Origin of the sequence: Pseudoalteromonas tetraodonis (genome assembly GCF_002310835.1) — a bacterium.
GTDB classification, from domain to species: Bacteria; Pseudomonadota; Gammaproteobacteria; order Enterobacterales; family Alteromonadaceae; genus Pseudoalteromonas; species Pseudoalteromonas tetraodonis.
Map to the genome: position 1 here is coordinate 1,333,393 of NZ_CP011041.1, position 13,799 is coordinate 1,347,191.

Here is a 13,799-nt window from a genome sequence, read left to right on the forward strand (position 1 = left end):
TATTGCTTGTATGTAGGGTTGATTGTTACTGGGTATTGGGTTGGGTTATTCATTCTCTTTATCCTGATTAGTATTGGTTCATATCAGGTGTATGAGTTGTAGTTTTTTAATTTGAATTTGTTGTGATAATGATTTAGATGCTAGTAACTCTAATAAATATTACCAAACCGAGGATTGGGCTTGAAAAAAGTAAGCACGTATCAATGGAACATTTTTTTTTAGCGCTATACATACAAGCGTTATTCTCAATTAATTCTGCTCTGAAGTTAAAGTGTCTTTGTAAAATGCTTCAAATACTTTTGGATCAATATGAAATATATTGTAATTCCCATTTTTCAGTTGGCTTTTTGAGTCCATAAACGTCACTGTTCCATCATTACTATTAACTTTTTCACAGAGGTCTAGATTGGTAAATAAGATTAAGTTGTAAATTGATGTGACATCATAAAACTTTACCTTCGAATGAGTGTTTTCTATGAAGGCATTTATATAGTTACCTTTTTTCTTGAGTGAGTGTATAGAGCTAAGGTATTTCTCTATGTCCTCACTTACTTTCGGAGTGTCTTTTAGCGAATGAATTATAGAATATAAAATGTAATGAATATGTATATTAGCTAGATTTCTTATCAGGTACGAAGTTCCATGGCCTAAATTAGCGGCGCTTATTTCATAATCTGCAGGGCTGAAAATATGGCTAAAAGCATCTTTTTGGCTAACAGGTTTAATGTTAGTTCCACCATTTAGTAAATATGATAACCCCATAGAAACTAATTTAAGAAGGACTCCATCGAAGTAGCTGAAAACTTCTTTAGGCTGCTGACACAAAAAATTAAAGTCATGTTCAAGTGAATCTACTTCAAATCTTAATAATCTTAAAAAAATATTTTCACGTATTTTTTCAGAGAAGAAAAAATCTATCAGTGCCCCAGAGAAGTTATATATTTTTTTACGATTCGCATATGATTCTAAATTAGTCAATGAGGGAAATGTGAACAGGTATATGAATTTGTTATGATTATCTCCCATTATTTTAAAGCAAGACGAACGCTTAAAGTTGTTACCTCCAGTTTTAACAACGTTCCTTTTATTCTTGTCTTCAACTTTTTTTAAAGTACACCCTTTTATGGCTTTTTGAATGAATTTAAGGTCAATTAATTGAGAGATAGCAGTTTTAACCTCAGCATCTTTTAACCCGCACGCTTTAGCAATGTTAGATAGTGTAAAATTAACAACATATCCAAATTCATCTTGGTTTAATACAAAGAAACACCATACCAACTTTATAGGAACTCTTAATTCGAGTCCTTCTAACTTTGCCTGCATTTCAGTACATTTTAATCGATGAATTTCGTCATGACCATTGTAAATAAAAGTATATGAAAGTGTTGGTCGTCCAGGCTTAAAGTGCTCAACTTCGAGTTTTGAAATTGCATTAATTTCTTGTAGCTCTTCTATTACTTTTTTAAATTTATTGTGTGGGCATCCTAATTTTATGAGATCAGCTTTAGATAATTCGTCTCCAATTATTTTCCCTGTAATTAAGCGAATTAACACCCATTTTTTATATGCTGATAGACTAGCTGTTGAAGTAAAAAACTTATTCATTTAATTACCATGCGCCATATTTGTTGCAGATATAGTAGCCAGTATGCCTATTAAATGACAGAAAAACACCCTGTTTTTCTGTCATTTAATTATTAGTTGTTATTTAATCTAAATTAGAGGTTATTTAGATTTTTAATTTATTTAAAATAATCTAATTTAGAGGCTAACTGAGGTTTTAATATAGTACCTAAGGGCGTTGACTGAAATTTTGATGTGAGAACTAATAAATATCTAACTTAGATTTTAAATAGTGTCTAGTTGTACATCTAATAAGAAGAGGTTTAGTTTCTGACTTCAAAGTAGTTGCTTATAGATTAGTGTTGGATTATTGTTTTGATAACAGCGACAAGCGCTCAAGCACAGGGATGAATTAATGACAGATTGGATTGATAGCAACAATATTTTGAAGTGGGTTAAGGAAGATAACGAAGACTTGCACAACTGGCTAGCTTATCGATATTCAAGTTATGTTGAATACTTTGAATCTGAAAATCCTACATTAAATAGTTTTATTAGACTTATGATTAAAAAAAATAGCTCTAATGAAGATACGCAAAGAATTCAGCTTCAGAAGCTTCATAAAGCCTGGAAAAGCTATGAAAGAGGCTTAAAAAATACATCTAATAAAGTGTGTAAACTTCAGCTTGAGGTATCCAAATCAGCTCGTGGTAAACTACAAATTTTAAGTGAGGCCGATGGAATTTCACAATCTAAATATATTGAGAAATTGATTACTTACGCTCATAAAAACCCTAAGCTGATTTCCAAAAATTCAAAAGTACAAGAGCAATACAAACTTAACCAGAGAACTTTTGATGATAGCACTGAGATTAAAGCCATAAGAGAAGACTTATCGACTATTGATGATAAGATTACTAGGTTATTGTCTGCTTTGGTAGAGTAGGGCAAGCTGAGTTTTTTAGACCGCTTTGGTTATTTTTAAAATAAATGGCCTTTAGTATACCTGTTAGTATTCCTTGATTTTATCTATAAAGGTATTGTTGCTTTTAATCAGTGGCTTATTGGTTTTATATGAATCCCTCTCTCTCCACCATTATTCTATATTAGGACGTCTCAAGGCGTCCTTTTTTGTGCCTGTAATAACACTAAACGTGTTGGCGTTTGTTTTTACGTTGGTGCTTTAATGTATACATTCGTTGGTCGGCTAAGGTTAAGCAGGCTTTGTAGTCATTACATTCCTCACTACTTGCTATGCCATAGCTCAGGCCTGATAGGGGCCAGTTTTTCTGTACTTGTTGATGAATATAATTTAACGATTCGTTGATGCTCAGGGTGAGTTGGCCGAGCTGTTGTGCTGATTTAACGTTACACACACAAATAAACTCATCACCGCCAGTTCTGCATACCTCACCTTTATCGGCTAACGCGCTTTTAATTAACCGTGTAACTTCAATGAGTAGTTTGTCACCGTGAGCATGACCTAGGTGATCGTTAACGCTTTTAATATTGTCGCAATCTATAAACACTATGAGGTAAAAATTATCTAAGTTATCGAGCACTTGTTGTAATTGCAGCCGGTTTCCTACTTTGGTGAGTGGATCTATGCGTGATAACTCTAGCGCTTTTATATAATTGTTTTGCTTTATTTTTAGCCATTCAGATAAAGAAAGCAAAATACAGATACAATCAATGGCCAGAGCAATAAGCACCCATAATTCAGGTGAACTTATTTCTATTAAATTTAGGTGCGATAAAATAAAAATAACCAAGGATAAGCTATAAACAAGGTTGCCAGTTAAAAAGTATTTCGCTCTAAAGTCCTTCATCCCCAGCATTGTAAAGCCAAGCTTTAAGCTTAAATACACCCAAATTGCAGCGAGGAAGTGAGCTAAATAGAACACCCAATGGAAGGATAAAAATAGGTTTAAAAAACCACAGGCAAGTGCCGTTATGGAAAAGTACTTTAAAAATCGGCTAATACCAGAACGGGTATGTTGGTCAAAGTTAAATAAGTAATAGGCAAATGAGCTGGCAGAGGCAATAGCAAAGGCAAAAATATACATGCCAAAGTAATGGGTGTTAATCGCATGGTAATTAAAAAGTAGCGCAGCTATCCCCGCTGCGAATGCCCAACCAATGCCATGTAACCCTATGTAACCTGCACAAAATAATGCCACGCGATGTCGTGTTTTAAAAAACATGATCAAGGCCATGCAAGCCAAGGTCAGCATTATCGTTATAGACACTAAGCTTAATGAATTGATATAAAACTGAAGTTTAACAAACCTAGATTGAGGAATAACGTTAATGCTGACAGGTTTGGCAAAGTGCTTAGCATTAACATAAAGCCATAAAACACCGTGTGAATTAGCTTCTAGTTGTAATTCAAAAGCTCGGCTGTGCATTACAATGGCTGATGGGATGGCACTATCTTGTGAAAAGTCAGCGACTTTTCTGATCCCACTAGCATCTTGATAAAAAGCAACGCCACTATCTAAGTAATTAACTTGGGGTATTATATACCAGCGTCCAGCGCTCGTTGTGGTTAAACTAATTTTTGCTATTGCACTGCCATTCGCACTGTACAGCGAAGTGATGGGAGTATTAACATTGTCATAGGCATTAACGAGTTGCTCACCTTGGGTTGGTTTAGCTAAATCTACTTGATGCCAAATAGCTGATTTTAATTGTAAGCTGTCATTTTCGTTTAGTGTTACAGCAGATGCACTAAAACCAATGGTTTGTAGTAGCAAACAACATATTAAATTGAAAGTGTACCGCATGTAATACCTAAGTTAGTGATCCTTAAAAATTATACTGCATTTTTAGCAGAATAATTATCGTTATGACTGTTTCAGCGTATTTTTACTTAAAATGTGGCTGTTAACTTTATATCGCTCCAAGAAGATAAATAAGTAAGTGGCAAATTATTACGCTACAGTACGTTGTTATCGACGCACGTCTTTTGGTGCGCCACCTTTTGGCCAGTCATCCGCTTTATTGGCAAAAATAGGGCGTTCTAAATGTGAAAAGTAATAAGCAATATCAATAGCTTGTTGCTCGGTTAACATGCCTTCTTGGCCCAATGGCATATTTCCTTTAATAAATGCCGCTGCGGTGTAAGTGCGTGCCATACCTGCACCATCATTAAACGACTGACTGCCGGCAATGGCTGGGAACATGTAAGTATTATTAGGATATAAGCCTTGACCGTCTAGTTGGTGACAACTTGCACAGTGCTGAACGTAAAGAGTTTTTCCGTTATCGGCGTTTGGTATTAGCTCTTTATTAATAGCGACAAAGCCCGTGTTTCCTTGCAGGTCGTCTTTGGTTTTTATATTTTGTGATAAAAAGTTCATGTAGCTGACAATAGCCTGCATTGGCACTGAATTAGTAGGCAGTGGCTGACCGTTCATTGAGCGTTGAAAACAGCCGTTAATTCTGTCTTCAATGGTGTTTATTTGTGCATTGCGAGAGCGATATTTAGGGTATACCACATTCATGCCCACATAAGGCGCGGCTTTGGCTACACGCCCTTCATTAAGATGGCAAGTGCTACAATTGAGCTTATTATTTACGTTATTGGGAAGTTGTTTATAGGTATCAATAATTAATAAGCGCCCATAACGAATTAAATCCGACTCAGGGCTGGCATCGAGCTCATTAATAGCGGGCGTTACTAGGGTGTTAGGGTGATTTGCTGATAAGTTTATAATTGTGGGCGCATTACTTAACGCTTTTTGCACGAGTGATTGTGTTTGCGCTTCTTGTGAGCATACGGGCAAAGTAAATAACGTCGCGAATACAACACTAAAATGAACTTTAAACATAATTAAAACCTAAATAAAAAAGAGTATTTAAACGACAGTGCTCATTATTGCTGCAATGTGGCTAAGTGTTTTTAATACCGCTGAATTGGTAAGATGAATCAGTAAACCGTGACCCGCTATCATAAAAATATAGTTAATGATTACTTAAAGGGTTAATAATTTAGTTAGTTTAATTATTGAACAGCAGTGCTTAGGTGGAGGTGTTATTAGTTTGTGATTAATTTATATAAGTTTGGTATGCATAGCCAAATGATTATGAACCATAACGCTATGCAAAGTGAGGTGTTTTTTGACTATTTTATTTACAGTTATAATCCATAATTTTGTGTGATAAAGCGCTAAGTATGTCCACTACTTTAAAACTTGCTTGCTCCATAAGAGATACTTTTTCTACAGCAGTATTGATATCGCCTAATTGGAATGCTTCTAAAGCAGCAAAGCCATTCTTATGGACATCTTCATGTGGTTGCTCTAATGCTTTAAAGTCGTTAATGCTTGAATATTTTAATGCACCTTCACCTTGGTAATACCATTTACCTAAACGACACATGGTATGATCAGAAAAGTCTTCTGCAGTCTTATTTGATTGCCCTAAAATGACTTTATAAATATCGTATTTCCATACAATGTGATCCATTTTTACTGTTTGAATAAATGCATCGGCACTTGAATTAACAATAACGCTATACATATTTTGTGATAGTTCAACCACCTTTTTAGCGGTAGCATCAATTTCTGATGAGCTATTTGCAATGCCATCACTTTCTTCGCTAACGTTAGTAATGTTAGTTACAACGCTTTGCATTTGCTCATTGACCTTAGCTATTAAATTAGAGATCTCGTTAGATGCATCAGAAGAGCGCTGAGCGAGCGTTCTTACTTCATCTGCCACAACAGCAAAGCCTCGTCCTTGCTCTCCGGCTCTAGCGGCCTCGATGGCCGCATTAAGTGCAAGTAAATTTGTTTGATCAGAAATCCCTTTAATTATGTTTACAAAATCATTAATTCCGATTGTTACTGACTGCAATTCTTTAACGGATTTAGTGGCTGATTTTGTATCTCTTGAGATATTATGTGTTGACGATGAAGTCGTTGCTAACATATCTAAAATTGTATCAAGTAATTCTTGGGATGACTTAAATGACGTAATATCATTAATTAGTTTATGTGAAGTTGAGGCTAAGCTTTCTCTGATGTCACTAATTAAATCAGATGACTGTAATGATAATGTGTTTAATTCACGCTGTTTTACAAAGGCTGTATCATTTGCTATTTCATTGTCGTTTTGTTGTGATTGCTCGCTGTTTGCTGCTAACAATTGCGCTTCAAGCTTTTCATTGGTTTTTTTTAATTGAATTAACTCGTTATTTAACTCATTAATTTTGTTTTTATATTTTGAATTGAACAGCATGTAGACCCCAATTTAAACACAGAAAATAAACGTATATTTTTTATTAAATTTACCTGAACATTGATTACTTTATTCGATTTTTTACAGGGGTGGAATTGACGTCCACCCAGGTCGATTTTTATAAAAGTAAGTTACAACACTATAATAGATGCTTTATAACCTTTTGGTAAATAAACTTTTCTTTTAATGCTTATAATAAGCTTGTTTAAGGTGAACACTGCTTTAGAAGTTAGTACTTCCTAATTGATTTACTCAACTGGGCTTGAAACTCATCAGGGAATAAAATTGTGCCGTCGTCTTCTTCGGTAGGGAACACGGCCACCAGTAAGTCGTCTTCTTCAAGGCCAGGTGTCCAGCGGCTAAACCAATCGTTTGTTGGAATTGCTTTAGGTGTACAGCCTTGCCATTCGCCGGTTGCCCAGGCTTGTGCGAACTCTCGTGTTGGCCATACCGGCACGCAATCGTCGTCCTCGTTAGTGAGCATTACGCAGCCGTCGTCATCGTTTAAAATCCACACTTGCTTAAATTGCTGCACGGTTTCGTACATGTATGCGAGTCGTTTTTTTGCGCCAAGGCCTAAAATTACGTCGTCTTGCTTTGATAAATTATCGGTGGTCATTTTTGGCTCTCTCTCACTGTGGAGTATACAAAGAGCAGCGAGCTGCTGCGCTTTAAAATTTAGTTTAGCTGATGGCTGCTAGTAGCTCATTGGCTAGTTGGTTTAGTGCGTCGGGGTCTTGGTTTGTTAATGCGTAGGTGCGTAATCCATATATACCCATAACACAAAATCGTGCCAGCTCTATGGCACTTCGGCCATTGGTAATTTCTTTATTATCAATTGCTTTTTGTAACTGCTGCGCAAAAGCATGCTCATATGCAGTTAAATTAGTACGCAATACGTGGCAAATTTGTGGATCGTTACCCTCTACCTCGCTAATGCTTTTTGTGAGCAGGCACACTTTGGTTGCTTCACCGTCAACGCATTCTTGCACAATGATATTAAGGTATTGTTTCAGCGTATCTAAAATACAACTGCTGTGCTCAAACAGAGCAGTAAATTGAGTATTGCGATCGGTTTGGTATTGCTCAGTAGCGGCTAAAAAAATGCCTTTTTTACTTCCAAATGCTGCGTATAACGAGCCCGGATGTAAATGGGTTGCTTGAGTCAGTTTTTGCATACTGGTTTTTGCATAACCGTGAAGCATAAACATCGCCATTGCTTGGCGCAGTACAAACTCTGTATCAAATTCTGCAGTTCTCATAATGACTCTTCTCGTTGGCAGAGTAGGTAAAGCGAACTTTCAGCAATAATCCTACCTTAAACAGCGTTTAGGTAAAGCAGTTTACGCAATCTTGAACAAAGTTTCAAAATTATACTTGAATATTCATTCAAGTGACCTTATCTTGAATGTACATTCAACAAAGGATAAACATTATGTCGATAGACTTACTTTCACCTTTTAAATTAAATAACAGCATTGAACTGCAAAACCGCGTACTAATGGCACCACTAACTCGTTGTATGGCAGATGACAATTTAGTGCCTACACAAGCGATGGTTGATTACTACGCTCGCCGTGCTGATGTAGGATTAATTATTAGTGAAGCAATTATTATTCGTGCCGATGCACAAGGTTACCCAAATACACCGGGTATCTTCACTAATGAACAAGTTCAAGGTTGGAAAAAAGTCACTGACGCCGTGCATGCCAATGGCGGTAAAATGTTCGCGCAATTATGGCATGTTGGCCGTGTTGCTCACCCTCACTTTTTTGGTGGTGATGTTCTGGCGCCATCGGCGATAGGGGTTGAAGGTTCAGTACCGCGTATGCGTGAGCTAACTTATATTACGCCAAAAGCTGCCACTAAAGATGATATTAAAGGCTTAGTGGCTGACTACGCTAAAGCGGCAGAAAACGCGATGGAAGCAGGTTTTGACGGCGTGGAAATTCATGGTGCTAATGGTTATTTAATTGACCAATTTTTACATTATGCGGCAAATGAACGTGATGACGAGTACGGGCAAACACCAGAAAATATGTCTCGTTTTGCACTGGAAGTAACTGATGCCATTATTGATGTTGTAGGCAATGAGCGTACCGCTATGCGTTTAACACCAGGTGCCTACTTTAATATGAGCGAAGATAACCGTGATAAAGCAGTATTTGACTACTTATTACCAGAGCTTGAAAACCGCAAACTAGCCTATCTACACGGCGGTATTTTTGACGACAGCATGCGTTTTGATTCACTAGAAGGTAAATCAACCTCTGAATTTTTACGAGCTGGTTATGCAAGTACCTTAGTGGGTGTAGGTAGTTATAGTTTTGAAACTGCCAAACAAGCGATCAACGATAATAAATTTGATTTAATTGCCATTGGTCGCCCACTTATTGCTAACCCAGATTACATTAGCAAAATTAAAAATGGTGAAGAAGTGACACCTTATAGTGATGAGATGCTTGCTGAGTTAGTTTAAGTTTTAAAGAGTTCTCACTAATAAGCCCACAAATGTGGGCTTATTACTTAAAAGCGGATTTATGAATCTATCTTTTTAGATAATTCTGCAAGCTCTTGAATTTTAGTAACCGTTTCTTTTATGTAGCCGTTTATTTCTTCAGAAGATGCCTTTGAATTGCCTGCAAGAGTTCTTACCTCGTCAGCAACAACGGCAAAACCGCGTCCCATTTCACCTGCTCTTGCGGCTTCAATAGCAGCATTGAGTGCAAGTAAATTTGTTTGCTCTGATATTCCATTAATTGTTTCTACTATTTTGCTGATGGTTTGGCTTATATCTAATAATTCTTTCATTGATATTTGAGTTTGATTAACTGCTTTTTTTCTTTCCGTTATGTTTAAACCTATAAACATATAACTAGTGGTTTGACCATTAACATCACGAAGAGCACATATTCTCGCATCAAAGGCACTGTATTGATTATTTTTTTCAAGTTCAAAAGTTTTTGAGATATGTTTGTTTTTGTCTAAAAATGCTCTTTCTTCAACGCTGAGATCAGAAATCAGATTTTTAGCAAACTCTTCTACAGAAAAATTGGGTTTTAATGCCGTTTTTAGTAATTCGTTACAATCAAGTACTTCACCATGAAGAGACACTTGCAACATAGCTATAGACTCGCCGATAGTTTCTAGTTTGTTTGTGAAATCAAGCGCCATTTGCTTTACTTCAGATATATCAGCTTGAATTGCAATGTAATTTTCTAATTTCCCTTCTCTTATTACTGGGTTGATAGATAGCGAGGTCCAGTAAGCACTCCCCGATTTTTTATAGTTTAATATTTCTCCATAAAAAGGAGTTCGATTTTTAAGATGTGTGCGTATCGTTTCTATCATGTTTTTGTCAGAATCTTTGCCTTGTAAAAAACTGCCTGGTTTCTTACCTTTTACTTCACTTAAAGCGTATCCTGTTAAACGTTCAAATCCATTGTTTACATATTGAATATAGCCCTTAGGATCGGTGATTATTACCGCGTTGTCTGTTTCGTTTGCAACAAGTGACAACATCCGTTGTTCTTCTCTAGTTATTACCTCTTGCGTTACATCTTTGATAAAAGCTGTGTAAATAACGCGATTAGCTAATTTAATTTTCGATAGCGATAATCGCCCCCACACGGTTGTTCCATCTTTGCGTTCAATTTCAACTACTCTACTGGTACCAACTATTTTATCGACACCTGTGTCTCGGTTTGCATTTACAAGCTCATCATGGTTATGTTGTATTGCATGGGGTACTAGCATTTTTACATTGTTTCCCATTACTTCTTGTTTACTGTAACCCCACAGTGTTTCTGCGGCTTTGTTATACAAAGTGATACAATTATTTTCATCAATACATACAACTGCATCAAGGGCTTGCTCTAACGATTGCTCATTGATTTCTTTTGCTTCACGCTCTGCTGATATATCTCTTATAAAAGCGGTGTAATGTTTGTTGTTATTTACTTTCACCTGAGAAAGCGCTAATTCGACCCAAATGCGACTTCCCGATTTAGTTTGTAACTCAACTTCTCGGTAGCTGCCAACAATTTTGTCTTGCCCGGTTTCTCTATGATGATTTACATAGTCGTCGTGGTTTGTTTTATGTTCGTCAGGGACTAGTTTTCGTATGTTGTGACCGAGTACTTCATCTTCTGTGTAGCCCCATAATTTTTGCGCGGCTTTGTTATAAAAGACAATATTGTTTTTTTCATCTATGGAAACAATTGCCGTAATAGACTGTTTTAATGCTTGCTCAGCGCTATTAGCGAAAAAATTAAACATAGTGCAGCTACCTGTAATTAAAGCGTTAATAAAAAGATAGCCCAGAAAAAGCTGATTGCAAAATTGGTTTTTAACTTTGTATAAAACCGTGTTTTTGGGCTAAAAGTTATCACTTTATGGGCTCTTAACTCTTTATATCTAAGTTAAATAAGATTTTGATCAATTGCAGTTAGAAAGAGTGAGAAAATTTTATGACTTTAGAGAGTCCCTTGGCTTTTGGGTGCTGTTTTAGTCTGATTGCTCTTAATTACGATGTGCTTGATTTGATTACTTTACGTCATAATTAACTCATATTTGTTTAACCTGTTTGTCAATAAAATTGCCCCTCGTTGTCATACTTAAAAAATAGACTGTGCCCGCTTTCATAATTACCTTTTATAATTAGAATCAAATGGGACAACAATGTACGCTTTAAAAAATAAATCGATTTTGAGCATGGCTGTGGCCATGGCGGTATCAACTTCAGCTTATGCTAACGATAACGTGATAGAAGAAGTAACTGTTACTGCAAAACCAACCAGTTATGCAAACAACGTTATTGAACCTGCGATGCTAGAACAACAAAGCTCGGTATCGAGTGTGTTATCGGTAATTGATAACTTGCCAGGGATTAGCATAAACGAAGGAGACGCATTTGGCGGCGACGATTGGTCAACAACCATTACCATGCGTGGTTTTAGTATTGACTCTAACCAACAACAATTAGGTATGACGATAGACGGCATTCCTAATGGCGGTTCTAATTATGGCGGTGGTGCTAAAGCGAATCGTTACCTAGATAGCGAAAATCTTGTCACCGTGGAAGTAGGTCAGGGCACTTCAGATATTAAATCAGCCTCGTTAGAGGCGCTAGGTGGTACTTTTAACTTTGTAAGTAAAGCACCGAGTTTAGATAAAAGCACCACCTTTGCTTATACCTCAGGCAGTCACGATGCTTCGCGCTATTATCTTAAGCACGAAACTGGCACCATTTTCGATAATACCCAAGCGTACGTGAGTTACTCACAAACTGATACCAGCCGCTGGATTGGCTCAGGCAGCAATGGCGGGAAAGATAACCAACATGCTGAAGCGAAATTTGTTACCACCCTTGATGAGCTAACTATTACAGGGCGCTTATCGTATGACGATGTAAGCGAGAGCAACTACAATAGCGTGAGCCTAGAGCAATTTGAACAAACCCCTGATTGGGATCAGCTAACATGGAACTGGACAGGCGTTCCGCACTTTGACCAAATGTTTGCAGAAGGTTGGGGCACGCTGCGTGAAAACACTCTAGGGTATTTAAAGTTTGAATACGCGATTTCACCCACCTCATTGTTAACCATTAGCCCTTATTATCATAAAAACTCAGGCCGAGGTGATTGGATCCCTCCTTATTTAACGTCCCCTGTAGATGAAAATAGTAATCCAACCACAGAAGGTGGCACAAACGCAGGCTCTTATGGCTTTACAGATAGTAATGGTAACCCACTTGCTCCCAATGCAGGTTGTACGGCTAGCTTAAACTGGCCGTGGGAGTCAGGCCCTGAGCTTAATCCTGCATGTTACGATGCTGATGCAACGCCAGTTATGTCTTATCGTCATACACATTATAATAAAGACCGTTTAGGGGTAACTGCTAATTATCAAGCAAGCATTGGCATGCACGATATTGAAGCCGGTTTTTGGTATGAGCAAAGCGACCGTGATGAGTCACGAGATTGGCATAAAGTTATAGATGCGCGCATTTATCATCACTTTGATAACACCCCTTATTGGACGCAATATAAAAACACCTTTGAGACCGATACGCTCAAATGGTACGCCCAAGACTCAATGTCATTTGACGACTTAACTCTTAACCTAGGGGTTAAAAAGTACTTAGTAGACATAGAAAAGTATGACCATTATCAAAACGCCACCACAGCTAAAGTAAACAGTGATTCAGACCTTCTATTTAGTGGCGGTATTTTATATCAGTTAAACAGTAACACTGAGTTATTTACCAGCTACAGCGAAAACTTTGCCGCCATTAAAGATGGTGTGCTTGAGCGCGATAGCTCTGACTTGTCAGCTATTGAGCCAGAAACCGCAGAAAATATTGACCTGGGTGTACGCTATCAAAATAATGCACTTAAATTAACAGCAACGGCCTATTCAATTGAGTTTGATAACCGCATCACCTTTATAGCGCCAGGCAGCGACACCGGCGGTATAGACTACACCATAGGCACTAACGGCTCGTACCTCAATGTGGGCGGTATTGAATCCAAAGGTCTAGAGCTGTCAGCAAGTTATATGCTTAATAATGAGTGGAATGTATATAGCTCATACACCAATAATAGCTCTGAATACAAAGGCGATGCGCCAGGCTTTGAAGCAGGAGGCAAAGTAATTGACTCAGTGGATGATTTATTTGTGCTATCAACCGATTACTACAGTGGCGATTTCCGCTTTGGTTTATCGGCTAAATACACCGGTGAGCGTGGCGATGTAGATAGCTACACCGTGCTTGATTTAAACGCAGGTTATGCAGCCGAAGTTAACGCAGGCCCGTTTAAAGCGGTTGATATTGCCTTTGTGGTTTATAACATTACCGATAAAAGTTATTTGGCAGGTGGTACGGGCAATGGGAGTACTTACTTTATAGGCTCGCCACGCACAGCAGCGGTTACATTAACGGCTACTTTTTAAACCTAAAGTAACCTTATATAAGCCCATCATCGATGGGC

Annotated in this window: 10 protein-coding genes; 3 read left to right on the forward strand and 7 right to left on the reverse strand. The window is 37.5% G+C overall.

Annotated elements, in window-relative coordinates; translation table 11 throughout:
- Positions 1-249: 249 nt before the first annotated feature.
- Complete coding sequence (locus PTET_RS06265; protein WP_096038348.1) at positions 250-1,605, reverse strand: helix-turn-helix domain-containing protein; 1,356 nt, start codon at positions 1,603-1,605, stop codon at positions 250-252.
- A 373-nt stretch (positions 1,606-1,978) separates the two neighbouring features.
- On the opposite strand from PTET_RS06265, the gene PTET_RS06270 reads away from it, so the two are divergent.
- A complete protein-coding gene (locus PTET_RS06270) occupies positions 1,979-2,509 on the forward strand; it encodes a hypothetical protein (RefSeq protein WP_096038349.1) in 531 nt (176 codons plus the stop codon).
- A gap of 202 nt (positions 2,510-2,711) precedes the next feature.
- On the opposite strand, the gene PTET_RS06275 is transcribed toward PTET_RS06270, so the two are convergent.
- From PTET_RS06275 to PTET_RS06295, 5 genes are all read right to left on the reverse strand, one after another.
- Positions 2,712-4,349 (reverse strand): GGDEF domain-containing protein, encoded by a 1,638-nt coding sequence (locus PTET_RS06275; RefSeq protein WP_024601361.1) that lies wholly within the window; start codon positions 4,347-4,349, stop codon positions 2,712-2,714.
- Between the two features lie 165 nt (positions 4,350-4,514).
- Positions 4,515-5,396: a c-type cytochrome gene (locus PTET_RS06280; RefSeq protein ID WP_013464645.1), complete on the reverse strand. Its 882-nt coding sequence runs from the start codon at positions 5,394-5,396 to the stop codon at positions 4,515-4,517.
- A gap of 298 nt (positions 5,397-5,694) precedes the next feature.
- The gene (locus PTET_RS06285) at positions 5,695-6,807 is read right to left on the reverse strand and encodes a methyl-accepting chemotaxis protein (RefSeq protein WP_013464646.1); all 1,113 of its coding nucleotides are present in this window, start codon (positions 6,805-6,807) and stop codon (positions 5,695-5,697) included.
- A 229-nt stretch (positions 6,808-7,036) separates the two neighbouring features.
- Positions 7,037-7,426 (reverse strand): DUF2750 domain-containing protein, encoded by a 390-nt coding sequence (locus PTET_RS06290; RefSeq protein ID WP_013464647.1) that lies wholly within the window; start codon positions 7,424-7,426, stop codon positions 7,037-7,039.
- A gap of 64 nt (positions 7,427-7,490) precedes the next feature.
- Complete coding sequence (locus PTET_RS06295; protein WP_013464648.1) at positions 7,491-8,069, reverse strand: TetR/AcrR family transcriptional regulator; 579 nt, start codon at positions 8,067-8,069, stop codon at positions 7,491-7,493.
- Between the two features lie 173 nt (positions 8,070-8,242).
- On the opposite strand from PTET_RS06295, the gene PTET_RS06300 reads away from it, so the two are divergent.
- Positions 8,243-9,286: an alkene reductase gene (locus PTET_RS06300; RefSeq protein WP_013464649.1), complete on the forward strand. Its 1,044-nt coding sequence runs from the start codon at positions 8,243-8,245 to the stop codon at positions 9,284-9,286.
- Between the two features lie 59 nt (positions 9,287-9,345).
- Here the strand turns inward: PTET_RS06300 and PTET_RS06305 are convergent, their stop codons facing one another.
- On the reverse strand, positions 9,346-11,085 hold the full coding sequence (locus PTET_RS06305; RefSeq protein ID WP_013464650.1) for a PAS domain S-box protein: 1,740 nt from the start codon (positions 11,083-11,085) through the stop codon (positions 9,346-9,348).
- A 402-nt stretch (positions 11,086-11,487) separates the two neighbouring features.
- Here PTET_RS06305 and PTET_RS06310 point away from each other — a divergent pair, with 402 nt between their 5' ends.
- Positions 11,488-13,761, forward strand: coding sequence for a TonB-dependent receptor domain-containing protein (locus PTET_RS06310; protein WP_096038350.1), 2,274 nt, complete (start codon positions 11,488-11,490; stop codon positions 13,759-13,761).
- Positions 13,762-13,799 lie beyond the last annotated feature (38 nt).

Bases quoted from the DNA above. Each gene is read 5' to 3' on its own strand.
- PTET_RS06285 (WP_013464646.1), bottom strand. From the start codon at position 6,807: ATGCTGTTCAATTCAAAATATAAAAACAAAATTAATGAGTTAAATAAC.
- PTET_RS06290 (WP_013464647.1), bottom strand. From the start codon at position 7,426: ATGACCACCGATAATTTATCAAAGCAAGACGACGTAATTTTAGGCCTT.
- PTET_RS06310 (WP_096038350.1), top strand. From the start codon at position 11,488: ATGTACGCTTTAAAAAATAAATCGATTTTGAGCATGGCTGTGGCCATG.
- PTET_RS06300 (WP_013464649.1), top strand. From the start codon at position 8,243: ATGTCGATAGACTTACTTTCACCTTTTAAATTAAATAACAGCATTGAA.
- PTET_RS06280 (WP_013464645.1), bottom strand. From the start codon at position 5,396: ATGTTTAAAGTTCATTTTAGTGTTGTATTCGCGACGTTATTTACTTTG.
- PTET_RS06265 (WP_096038348.1), bottom strand. From the start codon at position 1,605: ATGAATAAGTTTTTTACTTCAACAGCTAGTCTATCAGCATATAAAAAA.
- PTET_RS06275 (WP_024601361.1), bottom strand. From the start codon at position 4,349: ATGCGGTACACTTTCAATTTAATATGTTGTTTGCTACTACAAACCATT.
- PTET_RS06305 (WP_013464650.1), bottom strand. From the start codon at position 11,085: ATGTTTAATTTTTTCGCTAATAGCGCTGAGCAAGCATTAAAACAGTCT.
- PTET_RS06295 (WP_013464648.1), bottom strand. From the start codon at position 8,069: ATGAGAACTGCAGAATTTGATACAGAGTTTGTACTGCGCCAAGCAATG.
- PTET_RS06270 (WP_096038349.1), top strand. From the start codon at position 1,979: ATGACAGATTGGATTGATAGCAACAATATTTTGAAGTGGGTTAAGGAA.